Raw genomic sequence first — 14,445 nt, forward strand, 5'->3', positions numbered from 1 at the left:
CCTGCTCGAGGAGGCCTGCGCCAAGGCCGGCCAGCCGCTCACCCTGCGCCGGCAGCACGGCTACGACCATTCCTACTTCTTCATCGCATCCTTCATCGACCTCCACCTCAATTGGCACGCGGAAAAGTTCGGCGAAACGTGAGGTCCGAAGCGTATCGTATCAAAAGTATCGGACAGATCTGAGATTGATCCCGTTCGTTGTGCGGGCTCCCTGAACCTTTCGCTCTTGCACCGATACCTTTTTTTCGTCTGCAGGCGGAGGCGCTTCATGATAAACTGTATTCGTCTGTTGATCAGACCTATACTGCACAAGGAGAGCTCAATGACTGCATCTCTCTCGATTCATCCAGCTGTTGATGATGGCGTAACCCCCGGCGATGCGAATTTCGCTGGCGGCAGACTCATGTGCAAATGTGCCGACAATCCGGTCACCGTGGAGATCAAGGGCAATAGCGCCCATAACCATCTTTGCGGCTGCACCAAGTGCTGGAAGCCGCAGGGCGCGCTGTTTGCCATGGTCGCTGTCGTACCGCGCGAGAACGTAACCGTCACGGCGAATGCCGACAAGCTCCAAGTCGTCGATGAAAGCGCAACAATCCAACGCCATGCATGCCGGGTTTGCGGCGTTCACATGTTCGGGCGCATCGAGAATCGCAATCATCCCTTCTATGGGCTCGACTTCATTCATACGGAACTGTCTTCCGAGAACGGCTGGGCGGCTCCCGGGTTTGCCGCTTTCGTGTCTTCCGTCATCGAGTCTGGAGCCGATCCGGCGCAGATGCCGCAAATTCGGGCGCGCCTCAGGGAGCTCGGTCTGGAGCCTTACGATTGCCTGTCACCGGAACTGATGGATTTGATCGCAAGTCATACGGCCAAGTCCAGACAGGCGGCCGCTGCCTAAACCCTGACGTTTACCAGCGCTGCCTTTCAGGGGCATTGCAGCGTTGGTTCTTCTGCGCGGGCAGAGCGACGCGCCGTTCGGTCGCTGAGCGAGGGCTTCCTCGGCTACAAAGTATCCTCATGTTTGCATGGCGGAAAAGATCTCGGTTGCATTACTGGCCCGAGGCGCTCACTCTTGGGAAAATGGATTAAGACTAGGTGAGGAAATGCCTCAGCTTTCCCAAGCTGATCTGAAGCGCGTGAGCGAGATCATTGCAGCGCACTCTTCTCTGGACGGGCCGGCGGTGCCGATCCTTCATGCGCTCCAGGAGGAGTTCGGCTATGTTCCGGAGGAAACTCTCTCCCTGCTGGCCTCGGCTCTGAATCTGTCGAGAGCAGAGATTCACGGCACTGTTACCTTCTATCATGACTTCCGAAGCAAGCCCGCCGGAAAGCACGTGCTCAAGCTCTGCCGGGCCGAGGCTTGTCAGGCGATGAACGGTCCTCAGATCGCTGAAGCTCTCCTGACGCAGCTTGGGATCACCTGGGGCGAGACCACGCCGGACGGCGCATTGACGGTTGAAGGCGTCTTTTGCCTCGGCTTGTGCGCCTGCGCGCCCTCCGGGCTCTACGATGGCGAGCCTATCGGACGGCTCAATGCGGAGCTGCTCGAGGCCGTGGTGCAGGAGGTGAGGGGAGCATGACCCGCGTCTTCATCTCCCGCGATGCGGCCTCCCTGTCACTCGGAGCTGGCCGCATGGCCAGCATGATCGCCACGGAGGCCCTCGCCCGAGGCCTGCCGTTGGAGGTTGTCCCGACGGGATCGCGCGGTCTTTTCTGGCTCGAGCCATTGGTCGAGGTCGAAACACCGGAAGGCCGGATTGCCTATGGACCGATCAGGCCGTCTGACGTCGTCGGATTGTTCGACGCCGACTTCCTGTCCGGCTCGGCGCATCCCCTTCGTCTGGGCCGACTGGAGGATCAGGCCTATCTTTCCCGCCAGACGCGGCTCACCTTCGCCCGTTGCGGGATCATCGATCCTCTCTCGATCGAGGATTATCGCGCTCATGGCGGTTATGCCGGTCTTGGATACGCGCTCTCCCTGGAGCCGCAGGCCGTCGTGGATGAGGTCAAGCTCTCCGGATTGCGAGGACGGGGTGGGGCCGGCTTTCCGACAGGCATCAAATGGGACACGGTGCTCCATGCGGAAGCCGATCAGAAATACATCGTCTGCAATGCGGACGAGGGCGACAGCGGCACCTTTGCCGACCGCATGCTCATGGAGGGGGATCCGTTCTGCCTGATCGAAGGCATGACCATCGCGGGGCTCGCGGTCGGCGCCACCAGGGGCTTCATCTATATTCGCTCCGAGTACCCCCATGCCTATCGGGCCATGTCCGAGGCAATCCGCATCGCCGAAAAGGCAGGCTACCTGGGCTCGTCGATCATGGGCTCGAACCGTGCCTTCACGCTGGAAACCCGTCTCGGAGCCGGGGCCTATATCTGCGGCGAGGAAACCTCCCTTCTGGAAAGCCTCGAGGGGCGACGCGGCATGGTTCGGGCAAAGCCACCCTTGCCGGCCCTCGAGGGACTTTTCGGCAGGCCCACGGTCGTCAACAACGTTTTGTCCCTGGCCACGGTGCCATGGATCCTGGCCAAGGGTGCCAGAGCCTATGCCGATTTCGGCATGGGCCGCTCGCGCGGGACGCTGCCGATCCAGCTCGCCGGCAACGTCAAGCGCGGAGGCCTCATCGAGATCGCTTTCGGGGCGACCCTGCGCGAGATCGTGGAGGATTACGGGGGCGGAACCGCCACGGGGCGCCCCCTGAAGGCGGTCCAGGTCGGAGGTCCGCTCGGCGCCTATTTTCCGGCCTCCATGCTCGATATTCCGCTGGATTACGAGGCGCTCGCCGCCGAAAAAGGCCTTCTTGGTCACGGCGGCATCGTTGTGTTCGACGATAATGTCGACCTCTCACGACAGGCCCGTTTCGCCTTCGAGTTCTGCGCGGCCGAGAGCTGCGGCAAGTGTACGCCCTGCCGTGTCGGCGCCGTCCGTGGAGTCGAGGTCATGGACCGGATCATGGCCGGGATCGAACCCGAGAAGAACTTCGAGGTTCTCGACGATCTGTGCACTCTCATGACCGACGCGTCCCTCTGCGCCATGGGTGGTCTGACGCCTGTGCCGGTGAGAAGCGCGCTGACCCATTTCCCTGAGGATTTCGTCAAACCGCCGCGCATTCAGGCCGCGGCAGAGTAAGGGAGCCTGCACCATGCCCCTGATCCAAGAGCTTGATTACGGCACGCCGATCCCTGTCATCGGAAAGACGGTGTCCCTGACCATCGACGGCGTGGCGGTGACCGTGCCGGCGGGCACATCCGTCATGGCTGCGGCCATGACAATGGGAACGGCCATTCCGAAGCTGTGTGCGACGGATTCCCTCGAAGCCTTCGGCTCCTGCCGTCTCTGCCTTGTCGAAATCGAAGGGCGGCGTGGAACGCCGGCCTCCTGCACGACGCCGGTCGAGGAGGGAATGGTCGTGCACACCCAGACGGAGCGGCTCGCCGATCTCCGCCGCGGCGTGATGGAGCTCTACATCTCCGATCATCCGCTCGATTGCCTGACCTGCTCGGCAAATGGCGATTGCGAACTGCAGGACATGGCGGGAGCCGTGGGGCTGCGCGAGGTGCGCTACGGTTATGCGGGCGAGAACCACCTCGATGCTCCGCAAGACACCTCCAACCCGTATTTCACCTTCGAGGATTCCAAGTGCATCGTCTGCTCGCGCTGCGTACGGGCCTGCGAGGAGGTGCAGGGCACCTTCGCCCTGACCATTCAGGGGAGGGGCTTCGATTCCCGCGTCTCGCCGAGCGGGACCGATTTCTTCGGCTCCGAATGCGTGTCCTGCGGCGCCTGCGTGCAGTCCTGCCCGACGGCGGCCCTGAACGAGAACAGCATCATCGCGCTGGGACAGCCCGAGCACTCGGTCATCACGACCTGCGCCTATTGCGGCGTCGGCTGCTCCTTCAAGGCCGAAATGAAGGGGTCGACGGTCGTGCGAATGGTGCCCTACAAGCATGGAAAGGCCAACGAGGGCCATTCCTGCGTCAAGGGCCGGTTCGCCTGGGGTTATGCCACGCACAGGGACCGCATCACCAAGCCGATGATCCGTGAGAAAATCACGGATCCATGGCGCGAGGTCTCGTGGAACGAGGCGCTGAACCACGCCGCGCGCGAGTTCGAACGCATCCAGGCGAAATACGGTCGCGACTCGATCGGCGGCATCACGTCGTCCCGCTGCACCAACGAAGAGACGTTCCTGGTCCAGAAGCTGGTTCGCGCAGCCTTCGGCAACAACAATGTCGATACATGCGCCCGTGTCTGCCATTCGCCCACAGGTTACGGACTGAAGACGACGCTCGGCACCTCCGCCGGCACCCAGGACTTCGCATCGGTCGACGAGGCGGATGTCATCGTCGTCATCGGGGCCAATCCCACCGATGGGCACCCTGTCTTTGCCTCACGCATGAAGAGGAGGCTTCGCGAGGGCGCGCGGCTGATCATCATCGACCCCCGGCGGATCGATCTGGTGAGGTCGCCCCACATCCAGGCTGACTACCATCTGCCCCTGCAGCCCGGCACGAACGTCGCCATGATCAACGCCATCGCTCACGTGATCGTGACGGAAGGGCTCATCGACGAGGATTACGTTCGCGAACGTTGCGACCTGGGCGATTTCGAAAGTTGGGCGCGTTTCATCGCCGAGGAGCGCCATTCCCCCGAGGCGGTGGAAGCGATGACTGGTGTTCCGGCTGCCGATGTGCGTGGAGCCGCCCGGCTTTACGCCACGGGCGGCAACGCGGCGATCTATTATGGTCTGGGCGTCACCGAGCACAGCCAGGGCTCGACCATGGTCATGGGCATGGCCAATCTCGCCATGGCGACCGGCAACATCGGCAAGGCCGGCGCGGGGGTGAACCCCTTGCGCGGGCAGAACAACGTGCAGGGCTCCTGCGATATGGGTTCGTTCCCGCACGAGTTCTCCGGCTACCGGCACGTCTCCGATGATGCCACCCGAAACATGTTCGAGACTCTCTGGGGCGTACCGCTGCAGAGCGAGCCGGGTCTTCGCATTCCCAACATGCTGGACGAGGCGGTGGCCGGCACGTTCAAAGGTCTCTACATCCAGGGTGAGGACATCGCTCAATCCGACCCGGACACGCAGCATGTGACGGCCGGCCTGAAAGCCATGGAATGCGTTGTCATTCAGGACATTTTCCTGAACGAGACCGCCAAATATGCCCATGTCTTCCTGCCGGGCTCCTCCTTCCTCGAGAAGGACGGAACCTTCACCAACGCGGAACGGCGCATCAACCGCGTGCGCAAGGTGATGTCTCCGCTCGGGGGGCTCGCGGATTGGGAGGTCACCGTCGCGCTCTCAAATGCGCTCGGCTTCCCGATGAGCTATTCGCACCCCAGCGAAATCATGGACGAGATCGCCCGTCTCACGCCGTCTTTCGCCGGTGTGTCCTACGAGAAGCTGGACCAGCTCGGCTCCATCCAGTGGCCGTGCAACGAGGCCGCGCCGCAGGGCACTCCGATGATGCATGTGGATCGGTTCGTGCGCGGCAAGGGCAAGTTCATGATCACGGAGTTCGTGCCGACCGAGGAACGCACGGGACCGCGCTTCCCATTGATCCTCACCACGGGTCGCATTCTCTCGCAGTACAATGTCGGGGCACAGACACGGCGCACCGAAAACAGCCGCTGGCATGAGGAGGATGTTCTCGAAATCCATCCGTTCGACGCTGAAAGCCGCGGCATTCTCGACGGCGACCTCGTCTCCCTGGAGAGCCGCTCCGGCGACATCGCCCTGAGGGCCCTGATCAGCGAGCGCATGCAGCCGGGTGTGGTCTACACGACCTTCCATCACGCCAAGACCGGCGCCAATGTGATCACGACCGACTACTCCGACTGGGCGACGAACTGTCCGGAGTACAAGGTCACGGCCGTGCAGGTGCGCCGCACCAACCGGCCCTCCGATTGGCAGGCCCGGTTCTTCGCCGAAGATCAGGAGCTGAAACGTATCAGTGCCAATGCCGCTGAATAAGCAACGCCTGTGGTGGTTGGAGGCATTATCAGGTGCGGGTCCTATGGGATCGACGATGTCAAGGCGCACCTTCAGGCTCGGGAGCAAGCAGATGCAGAATGAGCACACCCGCGCGGTTCACGGACAGGATGATGTGGCATGAGCACCGAGAAGCTCGTTCGAATGGCCAACCAGATTGCAGCGTTTTTCCGCTCCTATCCGGAAGATCAAGCCCTTAAAGGAATTCACGATCACCTTGTCGCATATTGGACTCCAGGCATGCGCAGGACGCTCCTGGAGCATGCGGGCCATAGCGGCCAAGGCCTCGATCCGCTCGTCGTCAAGGCGATGTCGAACCTGCAAACGGGGAGAAGTCCAATCGAAAAGGAGATTGCCGGCCCTGGAACCGTAGGCCAGCTTGGCAGTGACGCCGGGTGATCCTTCCCGTCTTCGCGCGGTCGCTCGAGCCATGCAAGTGGGACAGGCTTGATTGCGTCGGCAGCAGCCTCCGAAAGGAATACCTGTTCCCAAGCCATCTCGACCGTGCTGCGTCAGGTGCGGCTTCTAGAGCTGTTTCCACGTGCGTGGAATCATCTCTCTTCTTGGGTGTGCCGTATTTTGCTGGCGACCCGGACCCACTTCGCCGAAAAATGCTCTAGCGAGATAGCGAAGCATCGTTTGTGTGCTGATGCCGCCCAACAGGTGTGTTGAAAGAGGTGAATTCTTGGATTGACCGGTGCAAGCGGAAGGCTCAGAATCGTCTTCGGCTGGGGACATTGGTCCTCCCCGACTGAGGCTCCTTTCCGGGAGCCTCTTTTGTGTCGATCTCGTAAGACTCGGCTGATCCGAGGAGCCGCATGGTTCCGGCCCGCGTGAGCGCTTAATAATGCAGCAGGAGGAAGAACGTCCGCTTATCGGCGAGACCATCGAACACGTGCAGTCGATGCCGTTCCAGGGCGCTCTGGCCGAGCCTGGCATCAGATGCCGGCACGTGCGCAACGGACGGTGCGGAGCGACTTTATCCTTTATGAATACTCCATTGATGCTTCATCAGGTTGGCGCCGACTGCCTTTACCCCTTTTGGGAGATGGTCCTCCAGATCGTGCGGCTTCCCCCTGATCCCTTCCAAGCGTAATTTCTCTTTTGGACACGGGGGCATTCTCATGACAGGAGGTTTTCATGCCACTCCAGATCGGCGACGTTGCACCGGATTTCGAGGCGGACACGACACAAGGGGTTATTCGCTTCCACGACTGGATCGGCGATTCCTGGTGCGTATTATTCTCTCATCCCAAGGATTTTACTCCCGTCTGCACCACCGAACTGGGCTACATGGCGCGGATCAAGCCGGAGTTCGATCGCCGCAACGTGAAGATCATCGGGCTGAGCGTTGATCCCGTCGACAACCATGCCCGCTGGGCCGAGGACATCCGGGAGACGCAGGGCGCAGCGCCCAATTATCCGATGATCGGCGATCCTGACCTTGCCATCTCCAAGCTCTACGGCATGCTGCCCGCGAGCACAGATGGCACATCGGAGGGCAGGACGCCGGCGGATAACCAAACGGTCCGCAACGTGTTCGTCATCGGGCCTGACAAGAAGGTCAAGCTCGTGCTCGTCTATCCCATGACGACGGGCCGCAATTTCGACGAAGTGCTGCGTGTCATCGACTCGCTCCAGTTGACGGCTGGCCACAAGGTCGCGACGCCCGTCAACTGGAAGCAGGGTGAGGACGTGATCATCGCGGGCTCGGTCTCGGACGAGGAGGCGAGAAAGATCTACCCGCAGGGCTGGAAAGCGCCAAAGCCGTACATTCGTATCGTGCCGCAGCCGCGGACCTGAAACCGATCGTCTCCCGCTCTGCCGGCGCCGGCTGCCTTTGCCGGGTTGAGGATGGGTCAAGCGCAGACAGAACAGCTTTCGGTCTAGAGCATTTCCGACGTCCGTGACGCGCAACACAGGGAGCAGAAGCGATGAGTACAGTAGTCGTGAATCCGTCTGCTGCCACCGATGCCATCGGCCTTCCGCAAGTCGATGCATTCTTCGAGAGGCGCACCTGCAGCGTACAGTATGTGGTCTCTGACCCGGCGACTCACCGTTGCGCGCTCATCGACCCAGTCCTCGACTATGACGAGAAGTCCGGATCCGTTGCGACCAGATCCGCCGATGCACTTCTTGCCTTCGTGGACGGGCATGGGCTCACGGTGGAGTGGATCCTTGACACCCATCCCCACGCGGATCATTTCTCCGCTGCCGGTTACCTGAAGGACAGAACCGGCGCGAAAACGGCCATCGGCGAACGGGTCGTCGACGTCCAGCGTCTCTGGAAGCGGATCTATCATCGAGACGGCTTCCAGGCTGATGGCTCGCAATGGGATCGGCTGTTCGCCGACGGGGATGTGTTCCGGATCGGTGAAATGGACGCGCGGGTTCTCTTCTCCCCAGGCCATACCCTTGCGTCCGTCACCTATGTCGTCGGCGATGCCGCCTTCATTCACGACACGCTGCTCATGCCCGATTTCGGCACGGCGCGGTGCGATTTTCCAGGTGGGGACGCACGGGCTCTCTGGCGCACGATCCAGGGCATTCTCAGCCTGCCCGGCGACACCCGATTGTTCTCGGGCCACGACTACATGCCGGGCGGTCGGGCGCCGGCCTGGGAGAGCACCGTCGCCGATCAGAAGACTCGAAATGTTCACCTCGTGCAAGCCCGCACCGAGGACGAGTTCGTGGCCCTGCGCCAAGCCCGTGATGCGCAATTGCCGATGCCGAAGCTGATCCTCCATGCTCTCCAGGTGAACATGGCGGGCGGACGCCTGCCCGATCCGGAGAGCAATGGCACCTGCTATCTCAAAATTCCGATCGGCGCCCTGCCCACGTCTGTTTGGGACTAGGGCCAGCCGCTGTGAGGCCCGGGATCGGATGGTCGTCCGAGCCCGGGACCGTTGACGTTCAGCATTCTGCGCACACGATTTTCGAGCCTTCATCATGGCAGGTCATTTCGGCGGTGGACCGTCCGAGTTGATGCGCAAGGTGGTCATCCACAAACCCGGCGGCTACGAGCGACTGACACTCGAAACCCATACGGTCCCGATCCCCAGCGATCGGCAGGTTCTGATCCGCACCGAGGCTGCGGGGGTGAACTATGCTGATGTCTGCGTGCGCTGGGGCGTGTATGAGTCCGCGCGCCGCTTTGTCGGCTGGCCGATCACGCCGGGCTTCGAGTACGCCGGCCGGGTGGCAGAGGTCGGCCGGGAGGTCCGACACCTGAAGCCAGGGGATCCGGTCTTCGGCCTGACGTTCTTCAATGGCTATTCCACGCATGTCTGCGCCCCTGCGGATCTTGTCTGGCCCAAGCCCGATGCATTGGACTTCGAGGCTGCCGCAGGTTTCCTCGCCGTCCACCTCACGGCCTATCATGGCCTTCTGCAGAACGTGGTGATCCGCCCCGGCATGAGCGTGCTCGTGCATTCCGCAGGAGGCGGCGTGGGCTCGGCCCTCGTTCAATTGTGCAAGTTGCATGATCTGCAGGTGACCGGCGTGGTGGGATCGGACCACAAGGTTGAATATGTGCGCCAGCTCGGAGCCGATGCCGTCATCGACAAATCGCGTCAGTCTCTCTGGGACGAGGCCCGGCGGCTTTGTCCCGGCGGGTATGATCTGGTCTTCGACGCGAATGGCCCGGAAACATTGGCACAGAGCTACGCCCATCTCAAGGCAACGGGCAAGCTGCTGGTCTATGGTTTTCACACATTGCTGCCCAAGCGCGGGGGTCGCATCAATTTCCTCAAAGCCGCCGTCGGCCTCGTGACAATGCCACGGTTCAATCCCCTGTCGATGACCACCGAGAACAAGGGCGTGGTGGCGTTCAACCTGTCGTTTCTGTTCGATCGGGCTGACCTTCTGCACCCTGCCGTCAACGACCTGATCACCTGGGTGCAGGCAGGAGGGATCGCCGTGCCGAAAGTCCGTTCATTTGCTCTTGCGGATGTGGCGCATGCCCATCGAGCCCTGGAGTCGGGCAAGACGACGGGCAAGCTGATCCTGCGGACGCTCCCGCCTCCCTGCATGGCCGGCGTTCCTGCGCGCGGGGACTGAACCTGTGGCCAAGTCGCTGAAACAGCCCGAAGATCCAGCGATGCCGGGAGGATGTCTATGGCTGCTTTCGAACCGCCTGCCGTCGGGTCTCGGAATTGCCCGCCATGATCCCGGTGGTGAGCGGATCGAAACTGGTCAAGCGGCTGTAATCGCCTGGGGCGCCGTTCCCATGGGCAACAGCCATCCCGATGGGATCGACTCCGGCGATTTCGATTGTGGTGTTGCCGATTCCTTCGGCCTGCACGAGATCAAAGAGAATGCGGGCATTGCCCGGCGACAGCCGGATGCAGCCATGCGACGCCGGGGAGCCCAAGCGGCCCGTGGCTCGGCTGCCATGGATCGCATGCCCGGCATCCGTGAAGAAGATCGAGTGCGGCATCGGCGCGTTGTCCCACTCCCTGGAATAGTGCGCCCTGGACAGGCGCGACGGTGTGAATACCCCCGTGGGAGTGGAGTAGTCGATCATCCCTGTTGAAACAGGCCAGGAATGGCGTTCCACACGATCAACCGACACGGTCATCCGCTGAGTTGTCTTGTTGACCACGATGGACACTTCGGCGCTCGCCGTGGGAACGGACGGGACAACGGCTCCGATGAAGAGGCAGGTGGACAAGATCCATTCCCGCATCGACTTTGCCTCCAGGGTGTTCCAGGTCCCCAACCAGGGGTGTTTCCAGGATAGCGGCCAGGAACGGTTAAGGTTCCATGCACGATCGTCTGCCGCCGGATGACACTTCCCGCCAACCGGGTTTGCCACGTGCTTCGTTATCTTTGTTCCGAGTTGACAGTTCTGCAAGGGATTGGCTGAGTGGCGGCCATGGGGGTTCTCGATGCGTACTGTCTTTATTGCCGCGACCATCAGCATGTGCGCGCTCGGTTCATCGGCCCTGGCGAACTCCTATACATTGTCGGGCGATGCCCGCTGGATCGCGCTGGCGAGCCGACAGAGCCTCGACGAGGCAATCGGCGTCGCTCACGCCTACCGCTGGCGCTTTCCAACCGTGAGGGTCATGCAGGCAGCGAACGGGTGGTACGCCATCGTCGCCGGCCCTGAGCGGATTACGAGCCCGCGGGCGTACAAGGAAGCCCTGGTCCGGTCGGGCGAGATCCCCGAGGATACGATCATCACCAAAGGGCAGGGATATGTTGCAGAGGTTTGGCGGCCCTCGACCTTCAAGCCCGTCACTCAGGCCAAATTTGACGGATCCAGGCAGGTCACCCTGCGTTCCGGCGAACTGGTGCTCAACGTCTCGAGTCTCACGAGCGATCCCGGGGGAGGGCGGTTCCCGGTCCTGTCCGGCCACGCGAACGGTCGCCTCGCCTTCACGGCCCGTCTTGAGGAAAGCTCGAACGAGGTGCCGAACGCCGAGATTGCGGTCGTGCGCCTCGATCCGGCCACGCCCGAACCGCAGATTGTTTTCTCGTCCTTCTGGGGCGGCGCGCATTGCTGCACCGTGACGATAATCGCCACGAAAGTCGGAACGGAGTGGCGTGTCGTCCAGGGCAAGACGATTGACGGCGATGGAGGCTACACCTTCGACGATATCGACGGCGACGGTGCCGCCGAGCTGCTCAGCGTCGATCAGAGCTTCCTCTACGCCTTTGCGCCGTATTCGATGTCATGGGCGCCCGAGAGCATCGCGAAGCTGTCGGGCGATCGCATCGTGGATGTGACGGCGCATCCGAGTTTCCGGACCTACATGCGCCAGGAACTGTTCCGGATGGAGTATCTCGCCGGCCGGGAGCCGAGCCTGTGGCGGTCCAACGGGTTCCTGGCCGCCTGGGTGGCGACGAAGTCCATCCTCGGCGAGTTCGACGATGCCTGGAACCGGATGCTGCCCCTGTACGACCGTTCCGCCGATTGGCCACTGACGGAATGCACGGTCGCGAAAGTGGATGGGTCCTGTCCCGACGGGAAGGAGCGCACCATCGCGTTTCCCGTGGCCTTGCGCAAGCATCTCGAAGAGGAGGGATACATCCTGAAGAGCGGGCCCGCTGCGCGCCCCGAGACCGTCGCGCCGGCCCCCGTGCTGAAAGAGGAGAAGCGCTCGTCCTCGTCAGGGACGGGCTTCTTCGTCACGCGGGAGGGGCATCTCGTGACGAACAACCACGTTGTCGAGGGCTGCGCGAATGTCCAGATCAAGCCCGCTGACGGCTCGCCCCTTCCTGCGAGGATTCTGGAGCGCGACACCACCAACGATCTCGCGCTGCTGAAGGTCGACCACATGACGGACAAGGTGGCCGCCGTCCGAGCGGGCGTTCGCCTGGGTGAGGCCGTCGCAGCCTTCGGATATCCCCTCAACAGCGTCCTGGCGAGCTCGGGCAATTTCACCCTCGGCAACGTGACGGCCTTGGCGGGCATTGGGGACGATACGCGATTCCTCCAGATCTCGACTCCCGTCCAGCCGGGAAACAGCGGTGGGCCGCTGCTGGACGAGAACGGCAATGTCGTCGGCGTGGTGACCGCAAAGCTCAATGCACTGACAGCCGTCGTCGCGATCGGCGATGTTCCCCAGAACGTGAATTTCGCGATCAAGGCGGGAGCCCTTGCGACCTTCTTGGAGAGCGCCAGGATCGAGATCCGGGCGACCGCGAAGACGATGCGTCTTTCGCCTCCCGATCTCGCCGAGACCGGCAACAGCATCAGCACGCTCGTCAAATGTGATTGACGGCACGCGGATCCCGCCCTTCTTTCCGGCCGCGGGACCCGGTGCCGGGCGCCCAGCGCTTCTCAAGCGGATGTCAGGGCATCGGCAGGAGGCGAGCGAAGGTCCGGCGGATCCTGCCATAGCACTCGCAGGTCATTTCCTCGAGACCGGCACGATCCGCGATGATGATCCCCCCACGCTGCTGGGTGATCAGGCCCTGCATCTGAAACGTGCGAAGCACGGTGCTGACCGTGGAGCGCTGTACCCCGAGCAACTCGGCCAGATCGGCATGCGTCAGGGGCAGGATATTCTCGTCGATCCGATCCCGCGTGCTCAGGATCCAGTTGCAGCAGCGGGCCTCCACTGTATGGATCGCGTTGCAGGAGACCGTCTGGAACGTCTGGGCCAGCATGGCCTCGCTGTAGCTGAGCACGAGCCGCTGCACCTTCGGACGGGTCCGCAGGGCGTCCTGCATCCTGTCGAGGCTGATCCGGGAGGCGGTGCCGGGGACGAGCACCTTGTAGCGCCCGAAGGCCTCCCGTGAGACAATGGCGCTGATCAGGCCGAACAGGCCCTCCCGCCCGAAGGACGCCACCTCGACGAACTGGCCCTCCTCCATGATGTTGATCAGGCCCACGATGGCGTCATGCGGGAAATAGGTATAGCGGATCGGGTCACCGGCTTCGTAGAGGATCGTGCCTTTCGGCAGGAACACGATCTCCAGGTACGGCTCAAGATAGGCGAGATCCTCAGGCTCCAAGGCAGCCAGAAGCCGATTCCTGTGATGGTGGACTTTTGAGGCTGAGAACGGCATGACAGCCTTGGGATCCTATGACGACGGCAACGCGATATCGACGGTTTCGGGCGACCAATACAACTTAGATTAACACCAGCGGGCAGTTGCGATCATTCGTTTCCCGTGCCGTTATCGATGATGAGGGGCGTATCGAAATACTCGATCTTCGGAGGGGTGCCGAAGCGCTCGGCAATCCCCTGGCGCCATGCGTCGGAGTACATGTTCTCGGCGGCGTCCCGGCTTTCCCAGAGGTACACGCCGCCCCCGGTCTGATCCGCCCCGTGCAGGTAGTACTTGCGGACGAGCCCTGGCGCCCCGCGAAACAGAGGAGCGGAGTGTTCATAGGCCATCTTCACATCCTCCGGTGAAAGACCGTGGGGTAGGGGAAAGCGCACAATAGCCGTGATCATTGTCAGCTCCTTGATCGCATGGATGGATGCCATCCCGGTTTGGATCCTGCCGTACCATGAACGACAACTTTCCCAGGAGAAGTGTGGAAAGACACCCGGACGGCTGTGACATCCGCAAAGAGGCACCGAAGATCATCGGGCGATCGGGAGAGCCGGCGGTGACGGCGGTACTGTCCCCGACCAGGCTCGGCTCAATAGTTCTGACGCAAAGCAGTTGGTGTCAGATCGACTTAAGGCAGGCTTCCGTAAGGGCACTAAGCTAGGCTATAGTCACTTTTCACGAAACGTTATCAGTCGGCATCGGCGATCATCTGCTATGTACCATTGCTATTCTTGGCTCTTGGCCGGGACGAGCGCCCTGGCGCTGGGCCTGGGGGCAGCGCATGCCCAGGCACCGGTTCCCCGGCAGGCTCCCACCGTGGGCGCGATCGTGGCGGCCAAGGGCGGCGAGGAGATGCGCTTCGTGCGCGAGGACCTCTGGCGGGCGGCTCAGGTGCAGCAGAGCGTCATCGGCGGCGATACCCTGC

13 protein-coding genes and 1 pseudogene are annotated in these 14,445 nt (G+C 62.1%); 11 read left to right on the plus strand and 3 right to left on the minus strand.

Annotation, left to right across the window (positions count from 1 at the left end; genetic code table 11):
* The 9 genes and pseudogenes from E4K09_RS30395 to E4K09_RS20030 all read left to right on the plus strand — a co-directional run.
* Positions 1-142, plus strand: a pseudogene (locus E4K09_RS30395) (S-formylglutathione hydrolase); the annotation flags it as partial.
* Between the two features lie 180 nt (positions 143-322).
* Positions 323-901: an S-(hydroxymethyl)glutathione synthase gene (gene gfa, locus E4K09_RS19995; RefSeq protein WP_134499480.1), complete on the plus strand. Its 579-nt coding sequence runs from the start codon at positions 323-325 to the stop codon at positions 899-901.
* A gap of 205 nt (positions 902-1,106) precedes the next feature.
* Positions 1,107-1,583 carry a formate dehydrogenase subunit gamma gene (locus E4K09_RS20000; protein WP_134499481.1) on the plus strand — a complete coding sequence of 159 codons (477 nt, stop codon included), beginning with the start codon at positions 1,107-1,109 and terminating at the stop codon, positions 1,581-1,583.
* Positions 1,580-3,136: a formate dehydrogenase beta subunit gene (locus E4K09_RS20005; RefSeq protein WP_134499482.1), complete on the plus strand. Its 1,557-nt coding sequence runs from the start codon at positions 1,580-1,582 to the stop codon at positions 3,134-3,136. The genes E4K09_RS20000 and E4K09_RS20005 overlap by 4 nt, the downstream gene beginning before the upstream one ends.
* A 13-nt stretch (positions 3,137-3,149) precedes the next feature.
* Positions 3,150-5,987 carry a formate dehydrogenase subunit alpha gene (gene fdhF, locus E4K09_RS20010; protein ID WP_134499483.1) on the plus strand — a complete coding sequence of 946 codons (2,838 nt, stop codon included), beginning with the start codon at positions 3,150-3,152 and terminating at the stop codon, positions 5,985-5,987.
* Between the two features lie 138 nt (positions 5,988-6,125).
* The gene (locus E4K09_RS20015) at positions 6,126-6,404 is read left to right on the plus strand and encodes a formate dehydrogenase subunit delta (protein ID WP_134499484.1); all 279 of its coding nucleotides are present in this window, start codon (positions 6,126-6,128) and stop codon (positions 6,402-6,404) included.
* Positions 6,405-7,145: 741 nt separating this feature from the next.
* Entirely contained in the window at positions 7,146-7,808 is a 663-nt protein-coding gene (locus tag E4K09_RS20020; RefSeq protein WP_134499485.1) for a peroxiredoxin, read from the plus strand.
* A 131-nt stretch (positions 7,809-7,939) separates the two neighbouring features.
* Complete coding sequence (locus E4K09_RS20025; RefSeq protein WP_134499486.1) at positions 7,940-8,860, plus strand: MBL fold metallo-hydrolase; 921 nt, start codon at positions 7,940-7,942, stop codon at positions 8,858-8,860.
* Between the two features lie 94 nt (positions 8,861-8,954).
* Positions 8,955-10,064 (plus strand): synaptic vesicle VAT-1 family membrane protein, encoded by a 1,110-nt coding sequence (locus E4K09_RS20030; RefSeq protein WP_204985768.1) that lies wholly within the window; start codon positions 8,955-8,957, stop codon positions 10,062-10,064.
* A 55-nt stretch (positions 10,065-10,119) separates the two neighbouring features.
* On the opposite strand, the gene E4K09_RS20035 is transcribed toward E4K09_RS20030, so the two are convergent.
* Positions 10,120-10,692 carry a L,D-transpeptidase gene (locus E4K09_RS20035; protein ID WP_134499487.1) on the minus strand — a complete coding sequence of 191 codons (573 nt, stop codon included), beginning with the start codon at positions 10,690-10,692 and terminating at the stop codon, positions 10,120-10,122.
* A 202-nt stretch (positions 10,693-10,894) separates the two neighbouring features.
* Here E4K09_RS20035 and E4K09_RS20040 point away from each other — a divergent pair, with 202 nt between their 5' ends.
* Positions 10,895-12,733, plus strand: a complete 1,839-nt coding sequence (locus E4K09_RS20040) for a S1C family serine protease (RefSeq protein ID WP_134499488.1) — start codon at positions 10,895-10,897, stop codon at positions 12,731-12,733.
* A gap of 73 nt (positions 12,734-12,806) precedes the next feature.
* Here the strand turns inward: E4K09_RS20040 and E4K09_RS20045 are convergent, their stop codons facing one another.
* The gene (locus E4K09_RS20045) at positions 12,807-13,526 is read right to left on the minus strand and encodes a Crp/Fnr family transcriptional regulator (RefSeq protein ID WP_134499489.1); all 720 of its coding nucleotides are present in this window, start codon (positions 13,524-13,526) and stop codon (positions 12,807-12,809) included.
* Between the two features lie 92 nt (positions 13,527-13,618).
* Entirely contained in the window at positions 13,619-13,918 is a 300-nt protein-coding gene (locus E4K09_RS20050) for a monooxygenase (protein WP_134499490.1), read from the minus strand.
* Between the two features lie 316 nt (positions 13,919-14,234).
* Between E4K09_RS20050 and E4K09_RS20055 the strand changes: the two genes are divergently transcribed.
* Positions 14,235-14,445, plus strand: a 211-nt coding sequence (locus E4K09_RS20055) for a hypothetical protein (RefSeq protein ID WP_134499491.1), incomplete at its 3' end; no start/stop codon positions are given.

The organism is Microvirga pakistanensis, assembly GCF_004458765.1.
In the GTDB taxonomy this organism is placed as follows: Bacteria; Pseudomonadota; Alphaproteobacteria; order Rhizobiales; family Beijerinckiaceae; genus Microvirga; species Microvirga pakistanensis.